Annotated in this window: 25 protein-coding genes; 16 read left to right on the forward strand and 9 right to left on the reverse strand. The window is 62.3% G+C overall.

Annotated elements, in window-relative coordinates; translation table 11 throughout:
- Positions 1–4: 4 nt before the first annotated feature.
- The 5 genes from rodA to IPK09_11550 are packed head-to-tail and all read right to left on the reverse strand — an operon-like array spanning position 5 to position 5527.
- Positions 5–1108: a rod shape-determining protein RodA gene (gene rodA / locus IPK09_11530; protein ID MBK7984242.1), complete on the reverse strand. Its 1104-nt coding sequence runs from the start codon at positions 1106–1108 to the stop codon at positions 5–7.
- On the reverse strand, positions 1095–2996 hold the full coding sequence (gene mrdA / locus IPK09_11535; GenBank protein MBK7984243.1) for a penicillin-binding protein 2: 1902 nt from the start codon (positions 2994–2996) through the stop codon (positions 1095–1097). The genes rodA and mrdA overlap by 14 nt, the downstream gene beginning before the upstream one ends.
- 48 nt (positions 2997–3044) lie before the next feature.
- Positions 3045–3533, reverse strand: a complete 489-nt coding sequence (gene mreD / locus IPK09_11540) for a rod shape-determining protein MreD (protein MBK7984244.1) — start codon at positions 3531–3533, stop codon at positions 3045–3047.
- Positions 3530–4474, reverse strand: coding sequence for a rod shape-determining protein MreC (mreC, locus tag IPK09_11545; GenBank protein MBK7984245.1), 945 nt, complete (start codon positions 4472–4474; stop codon positions 3530–3532). The genes mreD and mreC overlap by 4 nt, the downstream gene beginning before the upstream one ends.
- A 3-nt stretch (positions 4475–4477) precedes the next feature.
- The gene (locus IPK09_11550) at positions 4478–5527 is read right to left on the reverse strand and encodes a rod shape-determining protein (GenBank protein ID MBK7984246.1); all 1050 of its coding nucleotides are present in this window, start codon (positions 5525–5527) and stop codon (positions 4478–4480) included.
- 118 nt (positions 5528–5645) lie between these two features.
- Here IPK09_11550 and gatC point away from each other — a divergent pair, with 118 nt between their 5' ends.
- Genes gatC through mpl form a run of 6 tightly spaced genes read left to right on the forward strand, consistent with a single transcriptional unit; the run spans position 5646 to position 11696 of the window.
- A complete protein-coding gene (gene gatC, locus IPK09_11555; GenBank protein ID MBK7984247.1) occupies positions 5646–5933 on the forward strand; it encodes an Asp-tRNA(Asn)/Glu-tRNA(Gln) amidotransferase subunit GatC in 288 nt (95 codons plus the stop codon).
- A 17-nt stretch (positions 5934–5950) separates the two neighbouring features.
- The gene (gatA, locus tag IPK09_11560) at positions 5951–7405 is read left to right on the forward strand and encodes an Asp-tRNA(Asn)/Glu-tRNA(Gln) amidotransferase subunit GatA (GenBank protein MBK7984248.1); all 1455 of its coding nucleotides are present in this window, start codon (positions 5951–5953) and stop codon (positions 7403–7405) included.
- A gap of 30 nt (positions 7406–7435) precedes the next feature.
- Positions 7436–8872 (forward strand): Asp-tRNA(Asn)/Glu-tRNA(Gln) amidotransferase subunit GatB, encoded by a 1437-nt coding sequence (gene gatB / locus IPK09_11565; GenBank protein ID MBK7984249.1) that lies wholly within the window; start codon positions 7436–7438, stop codon positions 8870–8872.
- An 18-nt stretch (positions 8873–8890) separates the two neighbouring features.
- Positions 8891–9763 (forward strand): Hsp33 family molecular chaperone HslO, encoded by an 873-nt coding sequence (hslO, locus tag IPK09_11570; protein ID MBK7984250.1) that lies wholly within the window; start codon positions 8891–8893, stop codon positions 9761–9763.
- Positions 9764–9768: 5 nt separating this feature from the next.
- The gene (locus tag IPK09_11575; GenBank protein MBK7984251.1) at positions 9769–10287 is read left to right on the forward strand and encodes a hypothetical protein; all 519 of its coding nucleotides are present in this window, start codon (positions 9769–9771) and stop codon (positions 10285–10287) included.
- 47 nt (positions 10288–10334) lie between these two features.
- Complete coding sequence (mpl, locus tag IPK09_11580) at positions 10335–11696, forward strand: UDP-N-acetylmuramate:L-alanyl-gamma-D-glutamyl-meso-diaminopimelate ligase (GenBank protein ID MBK7984252.1); 1362 nt, start codon at positions 10335–10337, stop codon at positions 11694–11696.
- A 76-nt stretch (positions 11697–11772) separates the two neighbouring features.
- On the opposite strand, the gene IPK09_11585 is transcribed toward mpl, so the two are convergent.
- Both IPK09_11585 and IPK09_11590 read right to left on the reverse strand, forming a co-directional pair.
- A complete protein-coding gene (locus IPK09_11585; GenBank protein ID MBK7984253.1) occupies positions 11773–13734 on the reverse strand; it encodes a response regulator in 1962 nt (653 codons plus the stop codon).
- A gap of 128 nt (positions 13735–13862) precedes the next feature.
- On the reverse strand, positions 13863–14996 hold the full coding sequence (locus tag IPK09_11590) for a response regulator (GenBank protein ID MBK7984254.1): 1134 nt from the start codon (positions 14994–14996) through the stop codon (positions 13863–13865).
- Positions 14997–15305: 309 nt separating this feature from the next.
- Here IPK09_11590 and IPK09_11595 point away from each other — a divergent pair, with 309 nt between their 5' ends.
- The 6 genes from IPK09_11595 to IPK09_11620 are packed head-to-tail and all read left to right on the forward strand — an operon-like array spanning position 15306 to position 18847.
- Positions 15306–15977: a UbiX family flavin prenyltransferase gene (locus tag IPK09_11595; protein MBK7984255.1), complete on the forward strand. Its 672-nt coding sequence runs from the start codon at positions 15306–15308 to the stop codon at positions 15975–15977.
- Entirely contained in the window at positions 15974–16579 is a 606-nt protein-coding gene (locus tag IPK09_11600) for an LON peptidase substrate-binding domain-containing protein (protein ID MBK7984256.1), read from the forward strand. The genes IPK09_11595 and IPK09_11600 overlap by 4 nt, the downstream gene beginning before the upstream one ends.
- A gap of 8 nt (positions 16580–16587) precedes the next feature.
- Positions 16588–17397, forward strand: a complete 810-nt coding sequence (locus IPK09_11605) for an alpha/beta hydrolase (GenBank protein MBK7984257.1) — start codon at positions 16588–16590, stop codon at positions 17395–17397.
- 46 nt (positions 17398–17443) lie between these two features.
- Complete coding sequence (locus IPK09_11610) at positions 17444–18046, forward strand: hypothetical protein (GenBank protein ID MBK7984258.1); 603 nt, start codon at positions 17444–17446, stop codon at positions 18044–18046.
- Positions 18047–18093: 47 nt separating this feature from the next.
- Positions 18094–18573 (forward strand): hypothetical protein, encoded by a 480-nt coding sequence (locus IPK09_11615; protein MBK7984259.1) that lies wholly within the window; start codon positions 18094–18096, stop codon positions 18571–18573.
- Between the two features lie 10 nt (positions 18574–18583).
- Positions 18584–18847, forward strand: a complete 264-nt coding sequence (locus tag IPK09_11620) for a hypothetical protein (GenBank protein MBK7984260.1) — start codon at positions 18584–18586, stop codon at positions 18845–18847.
- Positions 18848–18893: 46 nt separating this feature from the next.
- On the opposite strand, the gene IPK09_11625 is transcribed toward IPK09_11620, so the two are convergent.
- Complete coding sequence (locus tag IPK09_11625) at positions 18894–19709, reverse strand: hypothetical protein (protein ID MBK7984261.1); 816 nt, start codon at positions 19707–19709, stop codon at positions 18894–18896.
- Between the two features lie 6 nt (positions 19710–19715).
- Positions 19716–20090, reverse strand: coding sequence for a hypothetical protein (locus tag IPK09_11630; protein ID MBK7984262.1), 375 nt, complete (start codon positions 20088–20090; stop codon positions 19716–19718).
- 291 nt (positions 20091–20381) lie between these two features.
- Between IPK09_11630 and IPK09_11635 the strand changes: the two genes are divergently transcribed.
- The 4 genes from IPK09_11635 (at position 20382) to IPK09_11650 (ending at position 24144) form a co-directional block, all read left to right on the forward strand.
- Positions 20382–22622, forward strand: a complete 2241-nt coding sequence (locus IPK09_11635; GenBank protein MBK7984263.1) for a patatin-like phospholipase family protein — start codon at positions 20382–20384, stop codon at positions 22620–22622.
- Positions 22622–23239, forward strand: coding sequence for a pseudouridine synthase (locus tag IPK09_11640; GenBank protein ID MBK7984264.1), 618 nt, complete (start codon positions 22622–22624; stop codon positions 23237–23239). Before IPK09_11635 ends, IPK09_11640 begins: the two co-directional genes overlap by 1 nt.
- Positions 23143–23583 (forward strand): cupin domain-containing protein, encoded by a 441-nt coding sequence (locus IPK09_11645; GenBank protein ID MBK7984265.1) that lies wholly within the window; start codon positions 23143–23145, stop codon positions 23581–23583. Before IPK09_11640 ends, IPK09_11645 begins: the two co-directional genes overlap by 97 nt.
- A gap of 93 nt (positions 23584–23676) precedes the next feature.
- Positions 23677–24144 (forward strand): cytochrome c, encoded by a 468-nt coding sequence (locus tag IPK09_11650; GenBank protein ID MBK7984266.1) that lies wholly within the window; start codon positions 23677–23679, stop codon positions 24142–24144.
- Positions 24145–24156 lie beyond the last annotated feature (12 nt).

A 24156-nucleotide genomic window follows, 5' to 3' on the forward strand; every position in this document is an offset into this window, starting at 1 on the left:
GCGGTTACCGCGTCAGAGTCCGGCGGTGCGAATAAACGCTCATCAGCATACCGAAGCTGGCCATGATCGTCACTAGGGAAGTTCCCCCATAGCTGAACAGCGGCAACGGCAACCCCACCACCGGCAACAGCCCGGACACCATCCCGGAGTTTACGAACGCATAGACAAAAAAGATCAGCGTCAGGCTGCCGCATAACAAGCGACCGTAGGTATCGGACGCCCGGGTGGCCATGTACAGGCAGCGGGCGATGATGAAAAAATACAGCGTCAACAACACACAGCCGCCGACCAGCCCGAACTCCTCGGAAAAGGCGGCGAAGATGAAATCGGTCGATCCTTCCGGCAGAAAATCCAGATGGGACTGGGTGCCGTTCAACCAACCCTTACCGTAAATCCCCCCCGAACCGATGGCGATCTTGGACTGAATGATATGATAGCCGGTCCCCAGCGGGTCGCTTTCCGGGTCGAGGAAGGTCCACACCCGCTGCCGCTGGTAATCGTGCATCACAAAGGTCCAGAACAGCGGAATCACCGCCCCCAACAAGGCCAGCAAGGTCACGATCAACACCCAGCTCAGCCCGGCCAGAAACAGCGCGACGGCGCCCGCGCAACCCACCACCAGCGCCGTACCCAAATCCGGTTGCTTGGCGATCAAAATGAAGGGGACCGCCGTGATCAGCGCGCCGATCAACAGCGGCAACCAGCGCGGCGGCAACGGTTTTTCGGCAAAAAACCACGCCATCATCATCGGCACGGCCAGCTTCATGATCTCCGACGGTTGAAACCGCAGCACGCCGAGATCCAGCCAGCGCCGCGCGCCTTTGGAAACGTCACCCGCCACCATCACCGCCAGCAGCAACAACACGCCGACCAAGTAGATCCACGGCGACCAAAACCGGATATAACTCGGGCGCAGTTGGGCCAGCGCCAGCATGATGGCGAACCCCAACCCCAGGCGCATGGCTTGACCGTACACCAAATCGAGATTGCGCTGGCCGGCGCTGTAGAGCACGACTAAGCCCAATCCCGAAACCATCAACAAGCCCAGCAGCAACGGAGGGTCGAGCTGGATCGACCCTAACAGCCGGCGACCGTTATTCCAATCCATTGCGTTTCACAGCCGGCGTGGGCTCCAGGCCTTCGAGGACAGAATTATCATATTTATCCAGCAAATAGGCGTCCATGACCTTACGGGCCAACGGTGCGGCGGTGGCGCTGCCGCCGCCGCCGTGCTCGGCGATCACCGCCACGGCGATGCGCGGATCGTTCACTGGGGCGAAAGCGATGAACAGCGCATGGTCCAGCAGATGTTTTGCCAGACGCTTGGCGTTGTACCGTTCGCCCTGACCCAGCGTGAACACCTGCGCCGTACCGGTCTTGCCGGCGATTTGATACTTGGGGCTTCTGATTTTGTGGGCGGTGCCGCCCTCGACCACGTGGACCATGCCGGTGATGACCGCATCCCAAAAGCGCGGGTTTTTAACCGCCACGGGCGGCAGCTTTCGCGGCTCGGCCGGCGTTTTGACCCGAGTGCCAGGATCTTCGGTGACATGGACGATTCTGGGTTGATGGTTGCCGCCCCGTTGGGCGATGATCGCGACCGCGTGCGCCAACTGCAACGGCGTCGCCAGGAAAAACCCCTGGCCGATGCCGGCGCTCAGCGTGTCGCCGCCGAACCAGTCCTGCTTGTGGATCTTGCGCTTCCATTCCCGTGAGGGCAGCAAAGCGCCTTTCTCACCGGGCAGATCGATACCGGTCGGTCGGCCCATGCTGAACTTGTCCAGAAACGCATCAATTCGATCGATGCTGAGATTGATCGCCAAATTGTAGAAATACACGTCGCAGGACTGGGCGAGCGCTCGATCCAGGCTGACGCTGCCGTGTCCGCTGCGCTTCCAGTCGTGAAACTTACGGCTCACGCCCGGCAAGCGATACACCCCCGCGCAGAAAACGCCGCTGTTGCGGTTGACGACCCCATACTCCAACCCCGCCAGCGCCATCAGCGGCTTGATGGTGGAACCGGGCGGATAAACCCCGCGCAGCGCGCGGTTGAGCAGCGGCCGGTCCTTAGAGGTATTGAGCTGGCGATAGGAGGCGAAATCGATGCCGTTGACGAACGGGTTGGGGTCGTAAATCGGCTGGCTGGCCAAGGCCAGTACCTCGCCGTTGCGCGGGTCGAGGGCGACGATGGCGCCGTTGTGACCTTCCAACACTTTTTCGGCGATGGCTTGCAGGCGCATGTCGAGGCTGAGATAGATGTTTTGCCCCGGCACTGGCGCGGTCCGTTTCAAAACCCGCAGCGGGCGACCTTCGGCGTTGGTTTCGACCTCCTCGTAACCGGCGCGCCCGCGCAACACCTCTTCGTAGGAACGCTCCACCCCGGTCTTGCCGATATGGGTGCTGCCGCTGTATTGGCCGGGGTCCAGCTTGCTCAATTCGGCCTCGTCGATGCGCCCGACGTAGCCGATGGCGTGAACGCCCAGCGCTTTCAAAGGATAGCGACGGGTCAGATCGGCCTTGATATCCACGCCGGGCATGCGATACAGGTCGATGGCCAAGCGGGCGATTTCCTCGTCGGTCAACTGAAAGCGCAGCGGCGCTCCGGTGTACGGCGGGTTGCGCCGCGCCAGCTTGCGAAACCTTTCGATATCGCCATCCGACAGCGCGATACGAGCTCGAATCGCCGCCAGGGTGGCGTCCAAATCCCGCGTCTGATCCGGGGTGACTTCAAGATGGTAGGAGGCCAGATTATCGGCCAGCAGCACCCCGTTGCGGTCGTAGATAAAGCCGCGGGTCGGCGGCAGCGGTTGCAGGCGGACGCGGTTGCTTTCGGAAAGCGTCGTGAACCGGTCGTGGTTGAGCACCTGGAGATAGACCAACCGGCCCGAGACCGCCAGCAACGCCACGAACACCGCCACCACCATGATCAGCACACGCCGGAAAAACAGCTCGCTTTCAGCCGTGTTGTCCTTTTCCCGGACCAGCAGCTTATCCATGGGCGGCCTAGCCGCCGAACGCCACTGACTCATGTCGGCCCGCCACGCTCAACTGATCTGAAAATACAGGCATACATCGCGCAAGATGATGAACACCAAGGGCCAGCACACCATGCCACCCACCGCCGGCGCCAGATACCACCAGTCTTTCGGTGGATAACCGATCACTCCGCTGATCCAGAACACCAAAATCTGCTCGACCAACAAGAAGACCAAGATGCTGAAGGTCTGCTGCCAAACCGGAACCACCCGGATGCGCCGGTAAGTCTGCAAGGTCAAATACGCCACTGCCGCGAGCGCCAGGGCATGTTGGCCCAACAGCGCGCCGCGCCCCACATCCAGCAGCAATCCGACCAACCAGCCGCTGCCGATGCCGACGCGATGCGGCAGCGCGATGCTCCAGAAAATCAGCGCCATCGCCACCCAATCGGGTCGAAACCGCTCCAACCAGCCCGGCCACGGGATCCCCCCCAGCAAAAACGCCAGGAGAAAACTGAGCGCGATGATCCAGCCGCCGGAACGGGGGTCCCCGGTCATGGCGGGCGCGCCGTACCGGGTCTCTTGACGGTCGGGGCCAGCCCCTTGGCGATCGGTTCCGGGTCCTTGACGGTCGGAGCGGATTGCTGGATGTCGGCGCCGCCTTCCAACAGCATCACTTCCCGGATTCGGTCCAAGCGAGCGACCGGTTTAGCCACGATGCTGGCGAAGGGGCTGCCGGGATCGAAGGCCACCTTGGCGACCGTACCGACCGGATAGCCGGGCGGAAATCGCCCCCCCAAACCCGAGGTGACCAATAAATCACCGATTTTCACATCCTCGTTGTTGGGGATGTGCGGCAATTTTAGCTCCTGAAAGTTACCGGTGCCGAGCGCTAAGGTCCGCACTCCGGTGCGGTTGATCTGGATCGGCAGGGCGTGGCTGAGATCGGTGATGAGAATCACCGTCGAGGTGAGCGGATCGGCCTGGATGATCTGGCCGACCACGCCTTGCTGGTCGAGAACCGGCTGACCGACGTAGACGCCGTGCTGGCGGCCTCGGTTGATCAGGATATGATGGCGGTACAAATCGAAATCCACCGCCAGCATTTCGGCGACCAGCACCCGTTCCGTCATGTTCACCGTCGACTCCAACAGCGAGCGCAAGCGGCGATTTTCTGCTTCCAAGGCGGTCAATTTCTGCAATTGCACGTCGAAAAACAACTGTTTCTCGCGCAAGCGGGCGTTCTCTTCCAGCAGCGCGCCGCGGCCGGCCAGATTCTCGTTCATCCAGCTCTTGGTGTCAGTCGGCAAACGCATTAGATAATGCAAGGGGTAGATGGCGGTCGCCAGCACGTCGCGCGCGCCGCTCAAATACCGATAGCGGTGGTCCACCGTCATCATGACGATGGACAGCAGCACCCAAAACCCGAGCCGCAAGATCGCCGTGGGATTGATCTTGAACAAGTATTGGATACGCTTGCTGGGTTCGAGAGCGGCCAACGGTCATTCGATGGCGAAGGCGTCGATGGCGCGCTCGTCCTTGGCGATCAGCTCCAGCACCCGGCCGCCGCCGCGCGCCACGCAGGTCAGCGGATCATCGGCGATCACCACGTTCAAGCCGGTTTCCTCGACCAGCAGTTTGTCGATATCGCGCATCAGCGCGCCGCCGCCGGTCAGGACGATACCCCGCTCGGCCACGTCGGCGGCCAACTCGGGCGGAGTCGCCTCCAGCGCCATTTTCACCGAACCGATGATCCCCGACAGCGGCTCCTGCAAGGCTTCCAGGATTTCGTTGCTGTTGAGGGTGAAGCTGCGCGGCACGCCCTCGGCCAGATTGCGGCCCTTGATCTCGATCTCGCGCACTTCGTTGGTCGGATAGGCGCTGCCGATTTCGTGCTTGATCTTCTCGGCGGTCGGCTCGCCGATCAGCACGCCGAAATTGCGCCGCACATAATTGATGATGGCCTCATCGAAACGGTCGCCGCCGATGCGCACCGCGCCGGCGAAGACGATGCCGTTCAGCGAGATCACCGCGACCTCCGAAGTGCCGCCGCCGATGTCGAGCACCATCGCCCCGCGCGCTTCCTCGACCGGGATGCCGGCGCCGATCGCCGCCGCCATCGGTTCGGGAATCAGATACACCACCCGCGCGCCGGCCCCCATCGCCGATTCGCGAATCGCCCGCCGCTCGACCTGGGTCGAGCCGCAGGGCACGCTGATCAACACCCGTGGGCTGGGGTTGAAAAACTTGCGGGCGTGAACCTTGCGGATGAAATGCTGGAGCATCTTCTCGGTGACGGTGAAATCGGCGATCACGCCGTCTTTCATCGGCCGGATCGTGGACACGTTGTTGGGGGTGCGGCCCAACATCCGTTTGGCGTCCGTGCCAACCGCCGAGATCGTGCGGACGCCCCGAACGGGATCTTGATTGATGGCGACCACCGAGGGCTCGTTGAGAACGATGCCGGCACCCCGCACGTAAATCAACGTGTTAGCGGTTCCCAGATCAATCGAAAGATCGTTGGAGAACTTACCGCGCAACCATTTGAACATGTTATTAAACTACCTGGTTGTCCAAAAGCGGCTAATGCTAGCAAGCAGGGGGGTTAGGAGCAAGTCGGTAAATATGGTAGGGTTGCTGTTCGTTTACGTTGCAAGGAGAATTCAGACGATGTCCCTGGGACCCGCCGAAGTCGCTAAAATTGCCCATTTGGCGCGACTGGCCATCCGCGAACAAGACGTGCCGACCTACGCCCGCAACCTGTCGGCCATCCTGGAACTGGTGGAGCAGATGAGCGCCGCGGACACCGCCGGCGTCGTTCCGATGGCCCATCCGCTGGACATGGCGCAACGCCTGCGCGCCGATGAAGTCGCCGAACCCGACCGGCGCGAACGGTTCCAAACCATCGCCCCGCGCGTCGAGGCCGGTTTGTACCTGGTCCCCAAAGTCATCGAATAAACGGTTTTGCCCCCGCCATGCACGACAAGACGATCGCTCAACTCGGCGCCGGCCTCGCCGCCGGTCAATTCAGCAGCGAGGAACTGACGCGCGCCTTTCTGGAACGGATCGAACGGTTCAATCCGGGACTGAACGCTTTTATTACGGTGACGGCCGAAGCGGCCTTGACGCAGGCCCGCGCCGCCGACCAGCGCCGCCAACGCGGCGAAGCGGGGCCGTTGACCGGCGTTCCCGTCGCCCAAAAGGATATTTTCTGCACGGACGGAGTGCGCACCTCGTGCGGCTCGCGGATGCTGGATCGCTTCATCGCCCCCTATGACGCCACGCTGGTCGAAAAGCTGAACACCGCCGGCATGGTGATGCTCGGTAAAACCAACATGGACGAATTTGCCATGGGTTCGTCCAACGAAACCAGCTTCTACGGACCGGTGCGCAATCCCTGGGACTTGGACGCGGTGCCGGGCGGCTCGTCCGGTGGTTCCGCCGCCGCCGTGGCCGCCCGCCTGGCGCCGGCCGCCACCGGCACCGACACCGGCGGCTCGATCCGCCAACCCGCCGCGCTGTGCGGCATCACCGGCATCAAACCGACCTACGGCCGGGTATCGCGCTGGGGCATGATCGCTTACGCCTCCAGCCTCGATCAGGGCGGGCCGATGGCGCGCACCGCCGAGGACTGCGCGCTGTTGCTGGGCGCGATGGCCGGCTTCGATTCGCGCGATTCCACCAGCGTGGAGCGACCGGTGCCGGATTATCTCGCCGCGCTCGACCGGCCGCTGGACGGCTTGAAAATCGGCCTGCCGAAAGAGTATTTCGGCGAAGGTCTGGACGATGGGGTCGCCCGCGCGGTCGAAGCCGCCATCGCCGAGTATCGGAAACTGGGCGCGACCGTGCTCGACATCAGCCTGCCCAACGGCCGGTTGGCGGTTCCCGCCTATTACGTGATCGCCCCGGCGGAATGCTCGTCCAATCTGGCGCGCTTCGACGGCGTGCGTTACGGCCACCGCTGCGACCAGCCCAAGGATCTGGCGGATTTGTACACCCGCTCGCGCGCCGAAGGCTTCGGGGCCGAAGTCACCCGCCGGATTCTGGTTGGCACCTTCGTGCTATCCGCCGGTTATTACGATGCTTATTATCTGAAAGCGCAGCAAATCCGCCGGCTGATCAGCGACGATTTCCGGCGCGCCTTCGAGCAGGTGGACGTGATCGCCGGGCCGACTTCGCCGACCGTGGCCTTCAATCTGGGCGAAAAGGCCGACGATCCGATCACCATGTATCTGTCCGACATCTACACGATCGCGGTCAATCTGGCCGGACTGCCGGGGCTGTCGCTGCCGGTCGGTTTCGTCGGCCAGCGCCCGGTCGGCCTGCAACTGATCGGCGATTACTTCGCCGAAGATCGCCTGTTGAACGTGGCGCACCGCTACCAACAGGTCACCGACTGGCACGCCCGCGCGCCCGCCGCGTTCGCCTGACGCTCACTCATCATTGCAAGGTTTCGACGGATGGAATGGGAAACGGTCATCGGGCTGGAAATCCACGCCCAACTCGCCACTGACAGCAAAATTTTCTCCGGCGCGTCCACCGCTTACGGCGCCGAACCGAATACTCAAGCCTGCGCCATCGATCTGGGCATGCCCGGCGTATTGCCCGTGCTCAATCGGGAGGCGGTGCGCATGGCCGCGATGTTCGGGCTGGCCATCGGCGCCGAGATCGCGCGGCGCTCGATCTTCGCCCGCAAGAATTACTTTTATCCCGATCTGCCCAAAGGCTATCAAATCAGCCAGTACGAACTGCCGGTGGTGCAAAAGGGTCAGTTGACCGTCGATCTGGACGATGGAGCCAGCAAGCGGATCGGCATCACTCGCGCCCATCTGGAGGAGGATGCCGGCAAGTCGCTGCACGAGGATTTCCAGGGTCTGTCCGGGATCGACCTGAATCGGGCCGGCACGCCGCTTTTGGAAATCGTCTCCGAACCGGATTTGCGTTCGGCCAAGGAAGCGGTGGCCTACATGAAAAAGCTGCATCAGCTGGTGGTGTATCTGGGCATCTGCGACGGCAACATGCAGGAAGGCTCCTTCCGCTGCGACGCCAACGTGTCGGTGCGGCGCAAACATGACCCCAAGCTGGGCACCCGCGCCGAAATCAAGAACCTCAATTCGTTCCGCTTCGTCGAGCGGGCGATCGAATTCGAGATCGAGCGACAAATCGACTTGCTCGAAGCCGGCGGCAAGGTGGCGCAGGAAACCCGACTGTACGACCCGGACAAAGGCGAAACCCGTTCGATGCGGGGCAAGGAGGAAGCCAACGATTACCGCTACTTCCCCGACCCCGACCTGTTGCCGCTGGTCATCGACGAAGCTTTCATCGCCGCCGCCCGCGCCGGCCTGCCGGAGCTGCCGGACGCCAAGAAGCAACGCTTCATGACGCAATACGGCCTATCGGCTTACGATGCCGGGGTGCTGACCACCAGTCGTGCTTTGGCCGATTACTACGAAGCGACTGTCGCGGCGCTGGGCGGAGAGCCGAAGCTGTGCGCCAATTGGGTGATGGGCGATCTGTCGGCCTTTCTGAACAAGGACAATCGCGACATCGCCGCCAGCCCGGTCGGCCCGGCGCGCCTGGCCGGCCTGCTGCGGCGGATTCAAGATCAAACCATCTCCGGTAAAATCGCCAAGGAGGTATTCGAGGCGCTGTGGGCCGGCGAGGGCGACACCGACGCCATCATCGAAAAACGCGGCCTGAAACAGATCACCGACAGCTCCGCCATCGAAAAGGTGATCGATGAGGCGATCGCGGCCAACCCCGAGCAACTGGCGCAGTACCGCGCCGGCAAGGATAAGCTGTTCGCCTTTTTCGTCGGGCAGGTGATGAAAGCCTCCAAGGGCAAGGCCAACCCGCAACAGGTGAATGATCTACTGATGGTGAAGCTGAAAGGCTGAGCCGACGACCTGCCCATCATGGCCGAGCGCGATTCCCTGCACCGCTTTCTCTTCGAACGCCTGGCCGCCCGCGGTGAGATCGTCCAGCTCGATTCCGCCTGGCGGACGGTGCTCGAACGCCGCGCTTACCCGCCGGCGGTGCGGCGGGTGTTGGGAGAAGCGACCGCCGCCGCGGTCCTGCTGGCGGCCGCCATCACGTTCGACGGCCTGCTGACCTTGCAAATCCAGGCGCGCGGACCGCTGCGGCTGGTGGTGGTCCAAGTCACCTCGGAGCGAACCTTGCGCGCCTTGGCGCGCTGGGACGGCGAACCGGAATCGAAACCGCTTCGGGAGTTATGCGGCGACGGCACGCTGGTGCTGACCCTCGATCCCGGTCAGGGCCGGGAACCGTATCAGGGCGTGGTGAGCTTGCGCGGCGCCACCTTGGCCGAAGCGCTGGAAGAGTACTTCGAGCGCTCCGAACAGCTGCCGACCCGGCTGCGGCTGAGCGCCGACGAACGAATCGCCGCCGGACTGCTGTTGCAACGGTTACCCGATACGGTCGCCGCCGACGCGGATGCTTGGCACCGCCTGGAAACGCTGGCCGCCACCCTGCAACCGGCCGAGCTGCTGGAGCTGGACGCCGCCACCCTGTTGCACCGGCTGTTTCACGAAGAAGACGTGCGGCTGTTCAAGCCGAAGGCCTTTGCCTATCGTTGCACCTGCTCGCGGGAACGCACCGCCGCCATGCTGCACACGCTGGGAGCAACCGAACTGCGGCAAACCGTGGACGAACAGGGCACAATCCAAGTCGATTGCGAATTTTGCGGCCACCGTTACGCCTTCGACGCCATCGACATCGCTGGATTGCTGGCCGGCGCCGCGGCGGACGCTTCGATCATCCGCCACTGACGATCATGCTCGCTCTGTTCAACCTGTTCCTCGATATTTGCCTGTTCCGCAAAGCGCCCCAAGACGTACCGGCCTCGACGCCCCTGCTCAAAATGTGCTTGCTGGCTTACGCGCTGTCGGGCTTGGTGGTCCTGTTGATCAGCGCCCCGGTTGCGGTTGCGGTGGCGCTGTTGCAAATCCTGCTGGACATGGTGCTGTTGGGCGGGCTGCTCTATCTGGGGCTGATCCTGCGCCGGCATCCGCAACGGTTCGAACAAACCCTCAGCGCTCTGACCGGTTCCGGTACCCTGTTGGGCTTGCTGGCCTTGCCGCTGCTGGTCTGGATCAGCCAACAGGGACAAGAAGGCGGTATCGAGCTACCGTCGTTACTGCTATTGGGATTGATGGTCTGGAGCATCGCGGTCATGGCCCACATTCTGCGCCACGCCTTCGAGGCCTCTATTTGGCAGGGCGCCTTATACGCGCTGGGCTACACGTTTCTGTCCTGGACGCTGACGGGCTGGATCGGCCCGCAACCTGCCTGAACCGAACCGACCCGTTCCGCGCTCGGACCCATCGGAGAGATTCGTACATGCACATTCATATTCTAGGTATCTGCGGCACCTTCATGGCCGGGGTCGCCCTGCTGGCCCGCGCCGCCGGCCACACCGTTTCCGGCTGCGACGCCAACGTCTATCCGCCGATGAGTACCCAACTGGCCGAAGCCGGCATCGCGCTGCGGGAAGGCTACGATCCCGGCCAGCTCGTTGAATTCAAGCCCGACATGATCGTGGTCGGCAACGTGATGAGCCGGGGCCGCCCCATCGTCGAAACCATGCTCGACGGCAACCTGCCTTACACCTCCGGGCCGGCGTGGCTGGCCGAGTACGTGCTGCGCGACCGGCACGTGTTGGCGGTGGCCGGCACTCACGGCAAGACCACCACCAGCAGCCTGCTGGCTTGGATTCTGGAGGATGCCGGCCTGGAACCCGGTTTTCTGATCGGCGGCATTCCAGCCAACTTCGGCCAGTCCGCCCGCTTGGGACGCGCGCCCTTCTTTGTGGTGGAAGCGGACGAATACGACACCGCGTTTTTTGACAAGCGCTCCAAGTTCGTCCATTACCGGCCGCGCACGCTGGTGTTGAACAATCTGGAATTCGATCACGCCGACATCTTTCCCGATTTGGCCGCCATCCAACGCCAGTTCCATCACCTGCTGCGGACCGTGCCCGGCGCGGGTTTGGTCGTCGCCAACGGCGACGACGCGAACTTGACTGAGGTACTGGCGCTGGGCTGCTGGACGCCGGTGGAAAAATTCGGCGCGCGCGACTGGGAAGCGCGTGACTGCGCCGCCGATGGCAGCACCTTCGAGGTGTGCTATCACGGCGTGCGGCAGGGCCGGGTGGCATGGACCCAATCGGGAGCGCATAACGTGCACAACGCACTCGCCGCCATCGCCGCCGCCCGCCATGCCGGCGTGCCGTCCGACCAGGCTATCCGCGCGCTGGCCCGCTTCGAAGGGGTCAAGAGACGCTTGGAAACGCGCGGCACGGTCAACGGCGTGACGGTATACGACGATTTCGCCCACCACCCCACCGCGATCGCCACCACGCTAGCCGGTTTGCGCGCCCGCGTCGGCGACCGGCCGATCATCGCCGTGCTGGAGCCGCGCTCCAACACCATGAAATTGGGCGTTTTCAAGGACAGCCTGGCCCCGGCGCTGGCGGCGGCGGACGCCGTGGTGCTGTATCAGGCGCCCGATCTGGGTTGGAACCTAGACGCGGTGGCGGCGGCGCTCGGCGCGCGCGGGCAAGTCTGCCACACGCTCGATGACACGTTGGCCGCGATTAGAGAACGAGCCGAGCCGAGCACGCAGGTTTTGATCATGAGCAACGGCGGTTTCGGCGGCATTCACGAACGCTTGCTGAAATCCCTGCGCGCGGCTGGCGGCTGAGCGCGGCTGGCATTTCCGAATCAGCTCGACTTGCGTTTCCAGGCTCGCCCGCTTGCTTACGGGGCCGCAATAGCGGTTATCGCTCCGCCACGATAGGATTGGATGCGAGAGCCGCGCGCAGCGTCAGCAACGCTTTATCGAACTCGAAGCGAACCATTTCCCCGCGCAAGCGAACGGCTACAGGACCCAAAACGGCCTCGATCAGTAACGCCGATTCAAACCAGAGCGCGTTGGCGCGGGTATCGTCCTCGGCTAACAAGGCGTCCAATTGCGCCAGCGCCTCACGCGCCCGGACCCGATCTTCGACCGCTAGCTCCAACGGTGGCGGGACCGGCGCCCCCCCGTGGCGTTGCGAGAGCTGCTCCAGCGCTGTCGCTGGCGTCAAGGCGGCGGTCGCGACTTTCGAGCCTGGTTCGAGCGGATTCGCCCTCACCGAAACCGGTAGCCAAGCCAGCAGCGTCCGATAGAGGATTTCCGGCGTCACCGGCTTGCCGATAAACGCGTTCATGCCGGCATCCAAACAGTGCTGGCGATCTTCGTCGAAAGCGTTGGCCGTCATCGCCAGGATCGGCAAAGTCGCCTTGTCAGGCAAGCGACGGATGGACCGGGTCGCTTCAAGACCGCCCATGACCGGCATCTGCATGTCCATCAACACCAGCGCATAGTCATTATCGCGCACCCGCTCCACCGCCTGTCGGCCATCGTCGGCGACCTCCACCACCAGTCCGGTATGTTCCAACAGCGCGCGGGCTACTTCCTGATTGACCGGATTGTCCTCGACCAGCAACAGCCGCGCGCCGCGATACTGTTGGGCCAGCCGCTGTTCGGGCGAGACATCGGGCGCGACAGCGGCATATTGGGCCGCTTCATTCGCCACCTTGCCCAGCCAAACCGTCAGCCAGAAGGTGCTACCGACGCCCAGGGTGCTGGAGACTCCCACATCGCCGCCCATCAGCAGCGCCAGACGCTGGCTGATCGCCAGCCCCAAGCCGGTGCCGCCGTATTGGCGCGTGGTGGAATCATCCGCTTGCACGAAGGCTTGAAACAACCGCGACTGTTGGCCCGGCGTCAGGCCGATGCCCTGATCTTCCACTTCAACGCGCAACAGCACGCTTTCGCCGTCCTGAGCATCGAGCCGGGCATGGACGGTAATCTGCCCGCGTTCGGAAAATTTGATGGCGTTACCGATGAAGTTCAACAAGATTTGTCGCAAGCGCAACGAATCACCGCGCAACCGCGCCGGCACCTCCGGCGCGATTGCGTGGATCAGCCCCAACCCCTTGGTGGCCGCCCGCTCCCCCAGCAGACTGAAGGTGTGGTCGATGAGTTGAACCAGCGAAAACTCGGTTTCTTCCAAAATAAGCCGGCCGGCCTCGATCTTGGAAAGATCTAGAATGTCGTTGAGAATGCGCAGCAGATGTTGCGCGGCGTCGCTGATCTTGAGGAGCGGCTCCCGTTGCTTGGGCGCATTGATCTGCTGGCTCAGCAAATGGGTCAAGCCGATGATCGCGTTCATCGGCGTGCGGATTTCGTGGCTCATGTTGGCCAGAAACGTGCTCTTGGCCCGACTGGCCGCTTCGGCGGCATCCTTGGCTTCCAGTAAAGCGGCCTGCTGGCGTTCGCTGTCCAAACAAAGCTTCAGGCTGCGCGCGAATTTGGTCAGAATGGGTGAAAACAGCACCTTCGCCTGCCGCGCGGCGGCGTCCAGCGGTTGCGCCGAAAACAGCAAGACGTGGCCGACCTCCGGCAAAATCAGGTGCAACGCATGAGGATAGCGCGCTCTATCAGGAAACCAGCTCAATTCAGCAAGGGCCTGCTCGTTTTGCAGCAACCGCGCCGGCCAACGCATGGTCTGTCCTTCCAAGTCGCGCAGAGACTGACTGCCCACCGTGCTATAGACCTGCACCTCTACGCTGGCTGTCGCCGCATCGCCTGGCTTGGAATCGAGCAGCAACGCCCCGCAAGCGCAGCCCGTATGGACCAGCAACTGCTGGAGCATCCCGGTCGCCAGCGGGCGCGGGCGCGTTTCGCCGGCCATGGTCAGCGCCAGGTTGTAGAGGATGCTTATGGATTGATTTTGGTTCGCATCCACAAACGTTGTCACACCGTCTGTCTAGAAAAAAAGTTCAAGCCAAGACCTTCTCGCCCGGCAAGCTCCCGACCCGTTCAAGCATCGGCCCCCGGCGCGCTCGACAGCCGTTCGAGCTTGGCGAGAATATCCGCCTCGCAGTCGGCGTACCGCGCGGCGATGGTTTCGAATTCGTCCAAACAGTCCAGAAAAGCATCCACGATATCCGGGTCAAAATGGCTCGCCCGTCCCTCGCGAATGATGCCAACCGCGCGCTCGAACGAGATCGGCGCCTTATAGACCCGCCGGGCGATCAGCGCGTCAAACACATCGGCCAAGGCCATCAGCCGGGCCGGAACGGGGATAGCGTCGCCGGCCAATTTTTCAGGATAGCCGGAACCGTCCCACTTTTCATGATGGTAATGGGCGATGTCTTTAGCGATGCGCAGGAATTCCACGGGCTTTTCAGCATCTCGCTCGGCTTGTTCGATGGCGTCGCGCCCCAGCCGGCTGTGTGTTTTCATGATCTCCCACTCCTCCGGAGTCAGTTTGCCCGGCTTGAGCAGGATATGGTCGGGAATGCCCACTTTACCGATATCGTGCAGGGGCGCGGACTTGATCAACGCCTGCACGTTCTGCTCGGTCAGAAACTCCGCAAAGCGGGGATGCTCCAGCAACTGCGAGGTCAGCGCCCGCATGTAACCTTGGGTGCGGCGCAGGTGATTGCCGGTTTCCGGGTCGCGGATTTCGGCCAGATGGGCCAGCGCCCGAATGCTGATATCCTGAATCAGCAGATTTTCTTCCAGCCGCCGCGCCACCTCGGCCTCCAAAACGGCGTTGCGGTCTTGCAGCCAGTCGCGAGCAAGTTTGAGATCGAGCTGGGTTTTTACCCGCGCCAGCACGACGGCCGGCTTGATCGGTTTGCTGATGTAATCCACCGCTCCCAACGCCAGCCCGTGTTCCTCGTCGCTGCCGCGGTCCAGCGCGGTGACGAAAATGACCGGAATGCCAGCGGTCCAAGACTCCGCCTTCAGACGCTCCAGGACCATGTAACCGTCCATTTCGGGCATCATGACATCGAGCAAGATCAGGTCCGGTCGGGGCGTGCTGGCGGCCACCTGCAAGGCGCGCGCACCTGAGTTCGCGGCGCGCACCCGGTAATGGGGCTGAAGCAACTCGCTCAGCAGCAGGAGATTTTCCGGCGTGTCGTCAACGATAAGAATGGTTTGCATGTTGCCTTCTTAGAGCATCCCTCAAGGCTTCCCGATATACTAAGTTTTACATTGCCCCATCAATTGCGGCCTGACACCCAGCAACCCGCCGATGATAATGCCTATTTTTCCTACGTTAGCGTTAGAAAATTTCGATTTTTGGTATATTTAATGATACATAAATTTATTATTTGTTCAAGCGTCTATCGCAATAATTAGACCTATTTTAAATCTTCCACTCACCGATTTGCGCTACGAACCGAACACCGGCGGACAGCGGCCCTTGAAAAACACGCTCACTGTAGCAGTCGGTTAAATTTGGGAAACCTCATGCGCCGTTCAGAACAGGCCAGCCCGACCGGACCGCCCGCCCATCGCCCCATCATTCTCGGGATGACCGGCGCATCGGGAGCGCGTTATGGGCTGCGGTTGCTGCAATACCTGCTCGAAGCCGGCTGGCCGGTTTACTTGCTGCTGTCCAAGGCCGCCCAAATTGTGATCCACATGGAAACCGAGATGCAATTACCCGGCCGGCCGCACGCCATTCAGAAGATTTTGACCGAGCATTACCAGTGCGCCGCCGAGCAACTGCGGGTGTTCGGCCAGGACCAATGGACCGCGCCGCCCGCCAGCGGCTCGGCGCCGGCGCGGGCGATGGTGGTGTGTCCGTGCACGACCGGCGCTCTGGCGGCCATCGCCAACGGCAACAGCGACAACTTGTTGGAACGAGCCGCCGATGTGACCTTGAAAGAAGGCCGCAAATTAATTCTGGCGGTGCGAGAGACCCCGTTTTCCGCGATCCATCTGGAAAACATGCTGCGCTTGGCTCGCGCTGGCGCGGTGATCCTGCCGGCCAACCCCGGCTTTTATTATCGGCCGGCCAGCGTCGCGGAACTGGTGGATTTCATTGTGGCTCGAATCCTCGATCAGTTGGAAATTCCGCATACGCTACTGCCGCATTGGGGCCAGCATGAACCGGAATCGAGGCCGCTTTTTCGATGACCGCAACCGCCACGCAAGAATTGCCGCTGTTTCCGTTGAAAACCATCCTGTTTCCCGGCGGCGTTCTGCCGCTGCGGATTTTCGAGCCCCGCTACCTGGACATGATCAGTGCCTGTCTGCGCGCTGACAGCGGTTTCGGCGTGGTGACGATCCACCAAGGCCACGAAGCGGGCGGCCCGCCGACCAGCATCCATCCGGTCGGCACGCTGGCGCGCATCATGGATTTCGATGCCCTGGACGACGGTTTGCTCGGGATCACTTGCCTGGGCGTGCAGCGCTTGCGGGTGATCGGCCATCGGCTTCAGCCCGATCAATTGCTGCTCGGCCAGGTGTTGTGGCTGCCGGACGATCCGGCGCTACCGCCCTTACCCGGCCATGAGCCGCTCGCGCGCGTGCTGCGCGATTTACTGAAAAATGCAGAATTGGCGTCCTATGCCCGCTTTCTGGCGCCGGATTGGGAAGATGCGGCCTGGATAGGCAATCGGCTGGCGGAACTGTTACCGCTCCCGCTGCACACCCGCCAAGCCTTGCTGGAGATGAACGACCCCCGACAGCGCCTGGATGTCCTACTGGCGATTTTTCAAGAACACCGCACCGCATGAATTCACCGATGAATTCGCAGATCCACCGCAAACCGTTCACTGTTCAGGTCGACGGCCGCCGCTTGCACGCCGAGCGTCTGTTGCCGGCTCAAGCCAGCGGCGCTGGCCCCACCCTGGTTTTCTTGCATGAAGGTCTGGGCAGCATCGGCCAATGGCGGCACTTTCCAGCGGAACTGTGCGCTCGCGTCGGCCTGCCGGGTCTGGTTTACGAGCGCTGGGGGTATGGCCGCTCCGACCCCCTGGGCGGCCCGCGCCCCGATGATTACCTGGAGCGGGAGGCGCGCGACAGTCTACCCGAGGTGCTGATGGCTTGCGATATCCTCGATCCGCCCATCCTGTTCGGGCACAGCGACGGGGCGTCGATCGCCTTGCTGTTCGCCGCCGCCTATCCCGAGCGGGTCCGCGCGGCGATCTGCGAAGCCGCGCACGTTTTGATCGAGCAGGTTTGCCTGACCGGGATCGAAGCCGCTCGCGGCGCTTACGAACGCGGCGAGCTGCGCAAGGCCCTGCATCGCTACCACGGCGCGAACACCGAGCTGGCGTTTCGGGGCTGGTGCGATACCTGGTTGCGGCCCTCGCGCCGCCGCTGGAACGTGGAAGCCGAATTGCCCCATATTACTTGTCCGACCTTGATCGTTCAGGGGATGGATGATGAATACGCCACGCGCGCTCAGGTCGACGCCATCGCCGCCGGCGTGGCCGGGCCACGGGAAATCCTGTGGCTGCCCGGTTGCGGGCATGTCCCGCACCATCAGGCGCGAGACATCGTGCTGGAAAGCGCCGCTCGTTTTATCAAGCAGCAATGCGCTACCCTGTAAGAAGGTTCGCAACCGACCCACTCCGTCGCCGCTAAAGGATGCTGTCATGTCCGACTTCGAACTGGTCCAAGACCCGCCGCCGGGGCCGCGCCCGAGCTGGCTGAGACGGCTGTTTCGCCCTTATGATATCGGCTTCTATCTGATGGTCATTCTGGCCTGGATCGCCAACGTCTACACCAGCTACGACCTGGGTAACAGCCAGCGCATTTGGCGCTGGTTGATTCCGATTTTTGGAGTGATTTGCATTTATACCCAGTGGGATTCCGCCCCCCCTACGTTCAATGATCGGTTGCGGCTGATCCTGCACCAGATCATGCACTGGGGCGTGATGACGGCGCTGGCGTTCTTGCTCATCATGTCCTCGACCGGCCAATACGGCTTCACCAACCTCTTCGATTCCCGGCAAGTCAGCTTCGTCATCAGCCTGATGCTGGCCTTCAGCACCTATCTCGCCGGCCTTTATCACGACTGGCGGCTGTGCGTGGTCGCCGCGTTCATCCTCGCCGGCGAGATCATCAATATCGCCTTTAGCAATCTAGCGCCCCTGCTGCTGTGGATCGGCTTGGGCCTTCTGTTGGTTTATCTGCTCGGGGCTTGGCTCTTTAACGCCCGGCAAGAGCGGCAACCACCGGCGGCCACCGGCTCCTGAATCGCCGGTAACGGCGATACTCTCACCCTCGTCAATAAGGAGGATTTATGTCGAGAACACGCTGTTTCGAGACCGCTTTGCTCTCGTTGGGTCTGACCGTTGGCCTGCTTTGCGGGACCAGCGCCCAGGCCGCCGAACCCATGAAGCCCACCCCTCAGCCGGCCGCGGTAAAACCGGCGGCGGCCATCTCCGCGGCCAAGGCGGAATTACCCTTCCCCAACGGCGAAAAATGGGTCACCGCCACCGAACGGGAAAAACTGGCCTACCTGCTCGGCATCACCAACATGGCGATGGCCGAGTACCAGTTGACCGGTCCCGCGCCCAAATACCGCACGCTGGTTCCAAAAATGGTTCAAGCCCTGGACGGCTCAACCTTGCGGCAGATGATGGGGGCTGTGGATACCTACTACAAAGCGAACCCCGACCAACAGAAGCGGTCGATATTCGAAGTGATCTGGTTTGAGGTCGTGGCGCCAAAAGCGGACGCGCTATCCCAGAAACCCAACCCGCCCGCAGCGAAAAAATAAGGGGTCAACCATGAAGACACTCGGTTGTTTGCTTGCGATCTCCACTCTCTTGCTGAGCGCGGGCTGCGCCAACATGACACCGACCGAACAGGGTACGCTGGGCGGCGCGGCCATGGGAGCGGCGGGCGGCGCGGCCATCGGCGGTCTGACCGGCGGCGATGCCGGCGTCGGCGCGATCATCGGCGGCGCGGCGGGCGCTGTGGTCGGCAATATCTACGGTCAGGACCAGGAATACCGGCGGCCACCACCCCGCCGGCGCTACCGGCGCTACTGAGCCGGCACTCAAGCCCTGCCGGCGCGGGCGGGGCTTGGGTGATCGGTCAGTTCGGCGCCGCCGCCAAATCCCGGCGCAAGTCGGCGGCGGCGGCGCGCAGCTCGCCGAACAGGCGCTTGACGCCAGCACAGTCATAATCGCGACGCGGCCATTTGAAGTAGCCGCCGCAGCTCGCTAAAAACTCGCAGCTCCGACACTGCTCGGCGCTGGCCAGCACTCGGTCGATCCAACCCGCCAAGTCGGCATCGGGCGCGCTGTCCGCCGGGATGTCAGCGCCCGCCAGCCGGCCATGGCGCGATTCCGTACCGTCATCGGCCACGTAACGCAGGGACTGCGGCTCTTCATCCAGCACTGCCCACAGCGGCTCCGGCTGATTGTGATAAAAACCCAACAGCGTGCCGTGAAAAAATTCGACAGGTTGGGAAACGGTCGCTTGGTGCAGATAAAACTCCAGGATGTCCGCCAACTCCTCGACCAAAGCCGGCTCGGGTTGCGCCGGCTCCAGCCGCACGGCAAAATCCAGGGCGAGCGCCACCTTGACCGCCTTGCCAAAACCGGGTTGGACTGGAACGACCGCCCGTACCGGGTGATTGTCGAGCAGGTTGCTATGACCATACAGCAGCGGAAACTCGCCGGCGGGGTCGCGCATGATCAGCTCGATCGGCAATCCCGGCGCCCACGCGTTGAACGGTTCGGAATCGGCGGTCAAATCCAGCAATTGAACGGCGATGAGGCGCTCGGGGTTTTCCGAGGCCAGCGCCGCGACCAACGCGGCCGGATCGCTGGCTCGCACGATCAACCATCCCGGCCACGCCGCCGCCGACAACTGCTGGGGAATGCTGTAAAGCGCTTCGTCCATCATGCGCGATCAGCGGTTGTACCAGCCGCCGTTCACCCATCTGGGCCGGTTGTACCAGCCGGGCCGGTTGTACCAGCCGGGTCCGTTATACCAGTGACGGCGGCGGTTGTACCAGCCAGGGCCGTAACCCCAGCCGCCGCCCCAACCCCAGCGGGGGCCGCCCCAACCCGGTCCGCCGCCGCCGAGATTGACCCAGTTGCTGTGATTGCTCCAGCCCACGGCCTCGGCTTCCTTACCCGGCAGCAGCACCCCGCCCAGCACCACGCCGCCGATGACGGCTTTCGACCATTTCCCCAAGCCGATCAGAAAATCGCGCCGCTCGCGCAGCACCGGCTCTTCGATAGCGGGTTCGTCTTGGGAAGACTCTCGTTCATTGTCAGACATGACCACCTCCAACTCAGCACGCATCAATCATGGCATCTCGGTGGAACCGACCGCCCTATCACCTGTAAATCAGTCAATCCGGGTGAAATCCACTGCTTTTTCCAATTCGGCCTGCCGTACTGAAACGACGGCGGGGAGCGCTGGAGGTGACAATACCTTTTACCCTCCCGCCGACCGCCCTCTTCGGTCCTTGCAACTCATTTCACATTGCCTTGAAAATTTGTCATACATTCTCTGAAATTTCGCTGAATGCTTTCTCCCATAATTTAATAGCCCAACCGTCGAGCGTCCATGTCCATCCAGCGGCCGTTTCTTCCTGCATTCCCTGCCACGTTCGTCGTACTGCTGTTGGTGCTAGCAGCCCTCTGGACCGCTCCGGTGGCGCTTGCAACCGAATCAGGCCGGCCGCGCATCGGGCTGGCGCTGGGCGGCGGCGGCGCTCGCGGCATCGCTCACATCGGCGTGCTCAAGCGCCTGGAAGAAATGCGGGTTCCCGTCGACTGCATCGCCGGCACCAGCATGGGCTCGATCATCGGCGGCTTGTACGCCTCCGGCATGTCGCTCGATCAAATGAGCGCAACCTTACAAGACATCGACTGGCCTCAGATCTTCACCGACGGACCGCCGCGCGCCGATCTGCCGTTCCGCATCAAGCAGGAACAGCGGGTTCTGCTGAACGCCCGAGTCGGCATCAAGCAAGGCCGGGTGCAGTTGCCCATGGGCTTGCTCGAAGGGCAAAATCTGTTGCTGCTGCTGGAGGAACTGTCGTTGCCGGCCGCCAGCATGCACGATTTCAACCAGTTGCGGATTCCCTTCCGGGCTGTGGCGACCGATCTGGCCACCGGTTCGCCGGTGGTGCTGGGAACGGGCGAGTTGGCCAGGGCGATGCGGGCCAGCATGTCGATCCCCAGCATTCTGGTGCCGGTCAAGATCGATGGCCGGCTGCTGGTGGACGGCGGCGTCGCCAATAACGTACCGGTGGATGTGGTGCGGGAGCTGTGCCATCCCGATGTCATCATCGCGGTGAGCGTGGGCGCGCCGCTGGTCGGCGCCGACAAACTCAGCTCGGTGCTTTCCATCACCGAACAGCTCACCAACATCCTGACCGCCCGCAACACCAGCCAGCAACTCAGCACCTTGGGGCGCAAAGACGTACTGATCGTACCCGATTTGCAGGATCTCACCAGCATCGACTTCAATCGCGCCGCCGACGCCGTGGCCATTGGCTATGCCGCCGCCCAGACCCAACACCTGGAACTGGCCCGGCTGACCACCGCGCCGGCGGTCTATCAAAGCTATCTGGCCAGCCTGCCGCCCATCCCGCAAGCCGGGCGGCCGATCATCGACTTCATCCGCATCGAGCACGATACCCGACTGTCCGATCAGGTCATCGCCGGCCAACTCCACATCAAGCCGGGCGACCGGCTCGACCCCCAAAAACTCAATCGCGATCTCAATGCGATTTACGGCATGAGCGACTTCCAGCGGGTCAATTACACGCTGCTTCGAGAAAACGGCAAAACCGGCCTGGTGGTCGAAGCCCGCCAGCAAGACATCGGCCCCGATACCCTAAAGTTCGGCATGTTGCTCGGCGCCAATCTCAAGGGCGACTCGGAATTCAGCGTCGGCGCCGCCTACACCATGAGCGCGCTCAACAGGCTGGGCGCGCAGTGGCGCAACTTCATCCAACTGGGCGGCAACATCGCCCTGACCAGCGACTTCCACCAACCGCTCAACGAAGATCAAGACTACTATCTCAACCCCTACTTAAAGTACGAACAATACAATCTGGATGTCTTCAACGACCCCTACGCGGCGAGCAGCGGCTTTCGGGTTTATCGCTCCGAAATCGGCCTGGAGGCCGGCCGCAATCTGGGAAGCTGGGGGCGATTGGCGTTCGGCGTATTTTACGGAGCCGGCCGCAACGATTTGCGTTTGGGTCAACCCTCGGCTTACGAAGGCAATTTCAACGCGGGCGGTTATTCGCTCCGCTGGACAGTGGATACCCTAGACAACCTGAACTTCCCGACTTCGGGCGATTCCGTCAACCTGGTTTTCCGCGATTCACTGACCGAGCTGGGTGCCGATCGAGATTTTCGAACGCTCGATCTGAATGTCGTGCACGCTTACACGTGGGGCCAATATTCGGTGATCCCGCGCCTGCGGCTGGCGGGCAAATTGTCGGGTGAGGCATTAGGTATTCACGACCTTTTTCTGCAAGGAGGCTTTTTAAATTTGTCGGGCTATCAGAGCGGCCAACTTTCGGGACAGTACGCCGCATTGGGCGCGTTGCTCTCCATGTATCGACTAGACGACACCTCGGCCGCCTTCAGCATTCCGGTTTTTGCGGGCGGCTCGCTGGAAGTGGGCGGCGCCTGGAACGACTATCACGAGATCACGCTCGGTTCGCTGATTCCGGCCGGCAGCGTGTTCGTGGGCGTCGACACGCTGCTCGGGCCGCTCTACCTGGGCGCTGGCTACGCCGAAGGTGGCAATACCTCGTTATACATGCAGCTAGGAAAGTTGTTCTGATGGCGGCCCGCTTGATCCTGTTCAACAAGCCCTATGGCGTGCTGAGCCAATTCACCGACGCCGCCAGGCGGCCGACGCTGGCGGCGTATCTCACTATCCCTGGCGTTCGTGTCGCCGGCCGGCTGGATCGGGATAGCGAGGGTTTGCTGGCGCTGACCGACAATGGCCTGTTGCAAGCCCGCATCAGCCATCCGCGCTACCAACCGTCCAAAAGCTACTGGGTCCAAGTGGAGGGCAATCCTGCCGAAGCCGCCTTGGAGCAACTGCGCCGGGGCATCGACTTGAACGACGGTCCCACGCTCCCGGCTCGCGCGCGGCGCATTAGCGAACCGCTGCTGTGGCCGCGCGAGCCTCCGATCCGGTATCGCGCGGCCATCCCGACCGCCTGGCTGGAAATCACCTTACACGAAGGACGCAACCGCCAAATTCGCAGGATGACCGCCGCCGTCGGACATCCCACCTTGCGGCTGGTTCGCTGCCGCATCGGCGGCTGGACCTTGGATGCGCTGTTACCCGGACAATGGCGGGAAGTGTCGGTTGCGGCGCCGTCGTCCAACCGTGGCCGCCCAATCCGTCGCCGGCTCGCCGCTCCGCCCCGAAACGGCATCACGCCGTGATCTTGCCAGTCGGCAATTTGTTCGCGGGCATTCCAGCCACGCTCGCCTCGGAACAGTTTGATAAGCTGCTCCACACCGAATCCTGCCGCCTGGAACGCATCGTTTCCAGCGGACAGGCGACGCCAGCGGGCGAATGGTACGACCAGGCTTGGGATGAATGGGTGGTTTTGTTGCAAGGTCAGGCGGCCTTGCTATTCGCTGGCGAGGATGCCGCGCGCCTTTTGAATCCCGGCGATTATGTGTATATCCCGGCGCATTACCGGCATCGCGTGGAACAAACCAGCGAAACCCCGCCGGCGGTCTGGTTGGCGCTACATCTTGCAGGTAGCGACGCCGGATGCTGATTCATCCTCCTTTCAGCCTGATCTTGTAAAATAATCGCTCTATAGCCATTATTATTTGGATCAAATCTACTGTGGCGGGCTTTGGAGCAATCAATGAAAAAACAATTCGCGATAGCTTTGGCGGGTGGAATTCTGGGCATGAGCGTCTGGACAGCGGTCAGCGCCGCCGACGCGAAACCAGAAGATACCGTTAAGTACCGCCAGTCGGTCTACACCATTATCGGCTGGAATTTCAAACCCATCGGGGCGATGATGAAGGGTGAAGCCCCATTCGATGCAGCCGCCGTGGCCCGGCACGCGCAATACATCGAAATGCTCAGCAAAGCCCTACCGGAAGGCTTCACCAAGGGAACCGGCCCAGACGCGGTCAAGAACACCGAGGCCAAACCCGAGATCTGGACGAAAGCGGGCGAATTTGACACCAAAATGAAGGATTTCCAACAGGAAGCCGCCAAGCTGGCCGCAACCGCCAAGAGCGGCGATGAGAAAGCGATCAAGGCGCAGTTTGGCAAGACCGCTGAAACTTGCAAAGCCTGCCATAAGGAATTCCGCAAGGATTGATGGTTAGTTCAG

Source organism: Candidatus Competibacteraceae bacterium (assembly GCA_016713505.1).
Lineage (GTDB): Bacteria > Pseudomonadota > Gammaproteobacteria > Competibacterales > Competibacteraceae > Competibacter_A.

Bases quoted from the DNA above. Each gene is read 5' to 3' on its own strand.
- gatC (MBK7984247.1), top strand. From the start codon at position 5,646: ATGTCCCTGGGACCCGCCGAAGTCGCTAAAATTGCCCATTTGGCGCGA.
- IPK09_11610 (MBK7984258.1), top strand. From the start codon at position 17,444: ATGTCCGACTTCGAACTGGTCCAAGACCCGCCGCCGGGGCCGCGCCCG.
- IPK09_11620 (MBK7984260.1), top strand. From the start codon at position 18,584: ATGAAGACACTCGGTTGTTTGCTTGCGATCTCCACTCTCTTGCTGAGC.
- IPK09_11640 (MBK7984264.1), top strand. From the start codon at position 22,622: ATGGCGGCCCGCTTGATCCTGTTCAACAAGCCCTATGGCGTGCTGAGC.
- mreD (MBK7984244.1), bottom strand. From the start codon at position 3,533: ATGACCGGGGACCCCCGTTCCGGCGGCTGGATCATCGCGCTCAGTTTT.
- IPK09_11635 (MBK7984263.1), top strand. From the start codon at position 20,382: ATGTCCATCCAGCGGCCGTTTCTTCCTGCATTCCCTGCCACGTTCGTC.
- IPK09_11625 (MBK7984261.1), bottom strand. From the start codon at position 19,709: ATGATGGACGAAGCGCTTTACAGCATTCCCCAGCAGTTGTCGGCGGCG.
- IPK09_11630 (MBK7984262.1), bottom strand. From the start codon at position 20,090: ATGTCTGACAATGAACGAGAGTCTTCCCAAGACGAACCCGCTATCGAA.
- IPK09_11615 (MBK7984259.1), top strand. From the start codon at position 18,094: ATGTCGAGAACACGCTGTTTCGAGACCGCTTTGCTCTCGTTGGGTCTG.
- hslO (MBK7984250.1), top strand. From the start codon at position 8,891: ATGGCCGAGCGCGATTCCCTGCACCGCTTTCTCTTCGAACGCCTGGCC.
- mrdA (MBK7984243.1), bottom strand. From the start codon at position 2,996: ATGGATAAGCTGCTGGTCCGGGAAAAGGACAACACGGCTGAAAGCGAG.
- IPK09_11585 (MBK7984253.1), bottom strand. From the start codon at position 13,734: ATGGCCGGCGAAACGCGCCCGCGCCCGCTGGCGACCGGGATGCTCCAG.
- IPK09_11590 (MBK7984254.1), bottom strand. From the start codon at position 14,996: ATGCAAACCATTCTTATCGTTGACGACACGCCGGAAAATCTCCTGCTG.
- IPK09_11645 (MBK7984265.1), top strand. From the start codon at position 23,143: ATGGCGGGAAGTGTCGGTTGCGGCGCCGTCGTCCAACCGTGGCCGCCC.
- IPK09_11550 (MBK7984246.1), bottom strand. From the start codon at position 5,527: ATGTTCAAATGGTTGCGCGGTAAGTTCTCCAACGATCTTTCGATTGAT.
- gatB (MBK7984249.1), top strand. From the start codon at position 7,436: ATGGAATGGGAAACGGTCATCGGGCTGGAAATCCACGCCCAACTCGCC.
- rodA (MBK7984242.1), bottom strand. From the start codon at position 1,108: ATGGATTGGAATAACGGTCGCCGGCTGTTAGGGTCGATCCAGCTCGAC.
- IPK09_11575 (MBK7984251.1), top strand. From the start codon at position 9,769: ATGCTCGCTCTGTTCAACCTGTTCCTCGATATTTGCCTGTTCCGCAAA.
- gatA (MBK7984248.1), top strand. From the start codon at position 5,951: ATGCACGACAAGACGATCGCTCAACTCGGCGCCGGCCTCGCCGCCGGT.
- IPK09_11650 (MBK7984266.1), top strand. From the start codon at position 23,677: ATGAAAAAACAATTCGCGATAGCTTTGGCGGGTGGAATTCTGGGCATG.
- IPK09_11605 (MBK7984257.1), top strand. From the start codon at position 16,588: ATGAATTCGCAGATCCACCGCAAACCGTTCACTGTTCAGGTCGACGGC.
- mpl (MBK7984252.1), top strand. From the start codon at position 10,335: ATGCACATTCATATTCTAGGTATCTGCGGCACCTTCATGGCCGGGGTC.
- IPK09_11595 (MBK7984255.1), top strand. From the start codon at position 15,306: ATGCGCCGTTCAGAACAGGCCAGCCCGACCGGACCGCCCGCCCATCGC.
- IPK09_11600 (MBK7984256.1), top strand. From the start codon at position 15,974: ATGACCGCAACCGCCACGCAAGAATTGCCGCTGTTTCCGTTGAAAACC.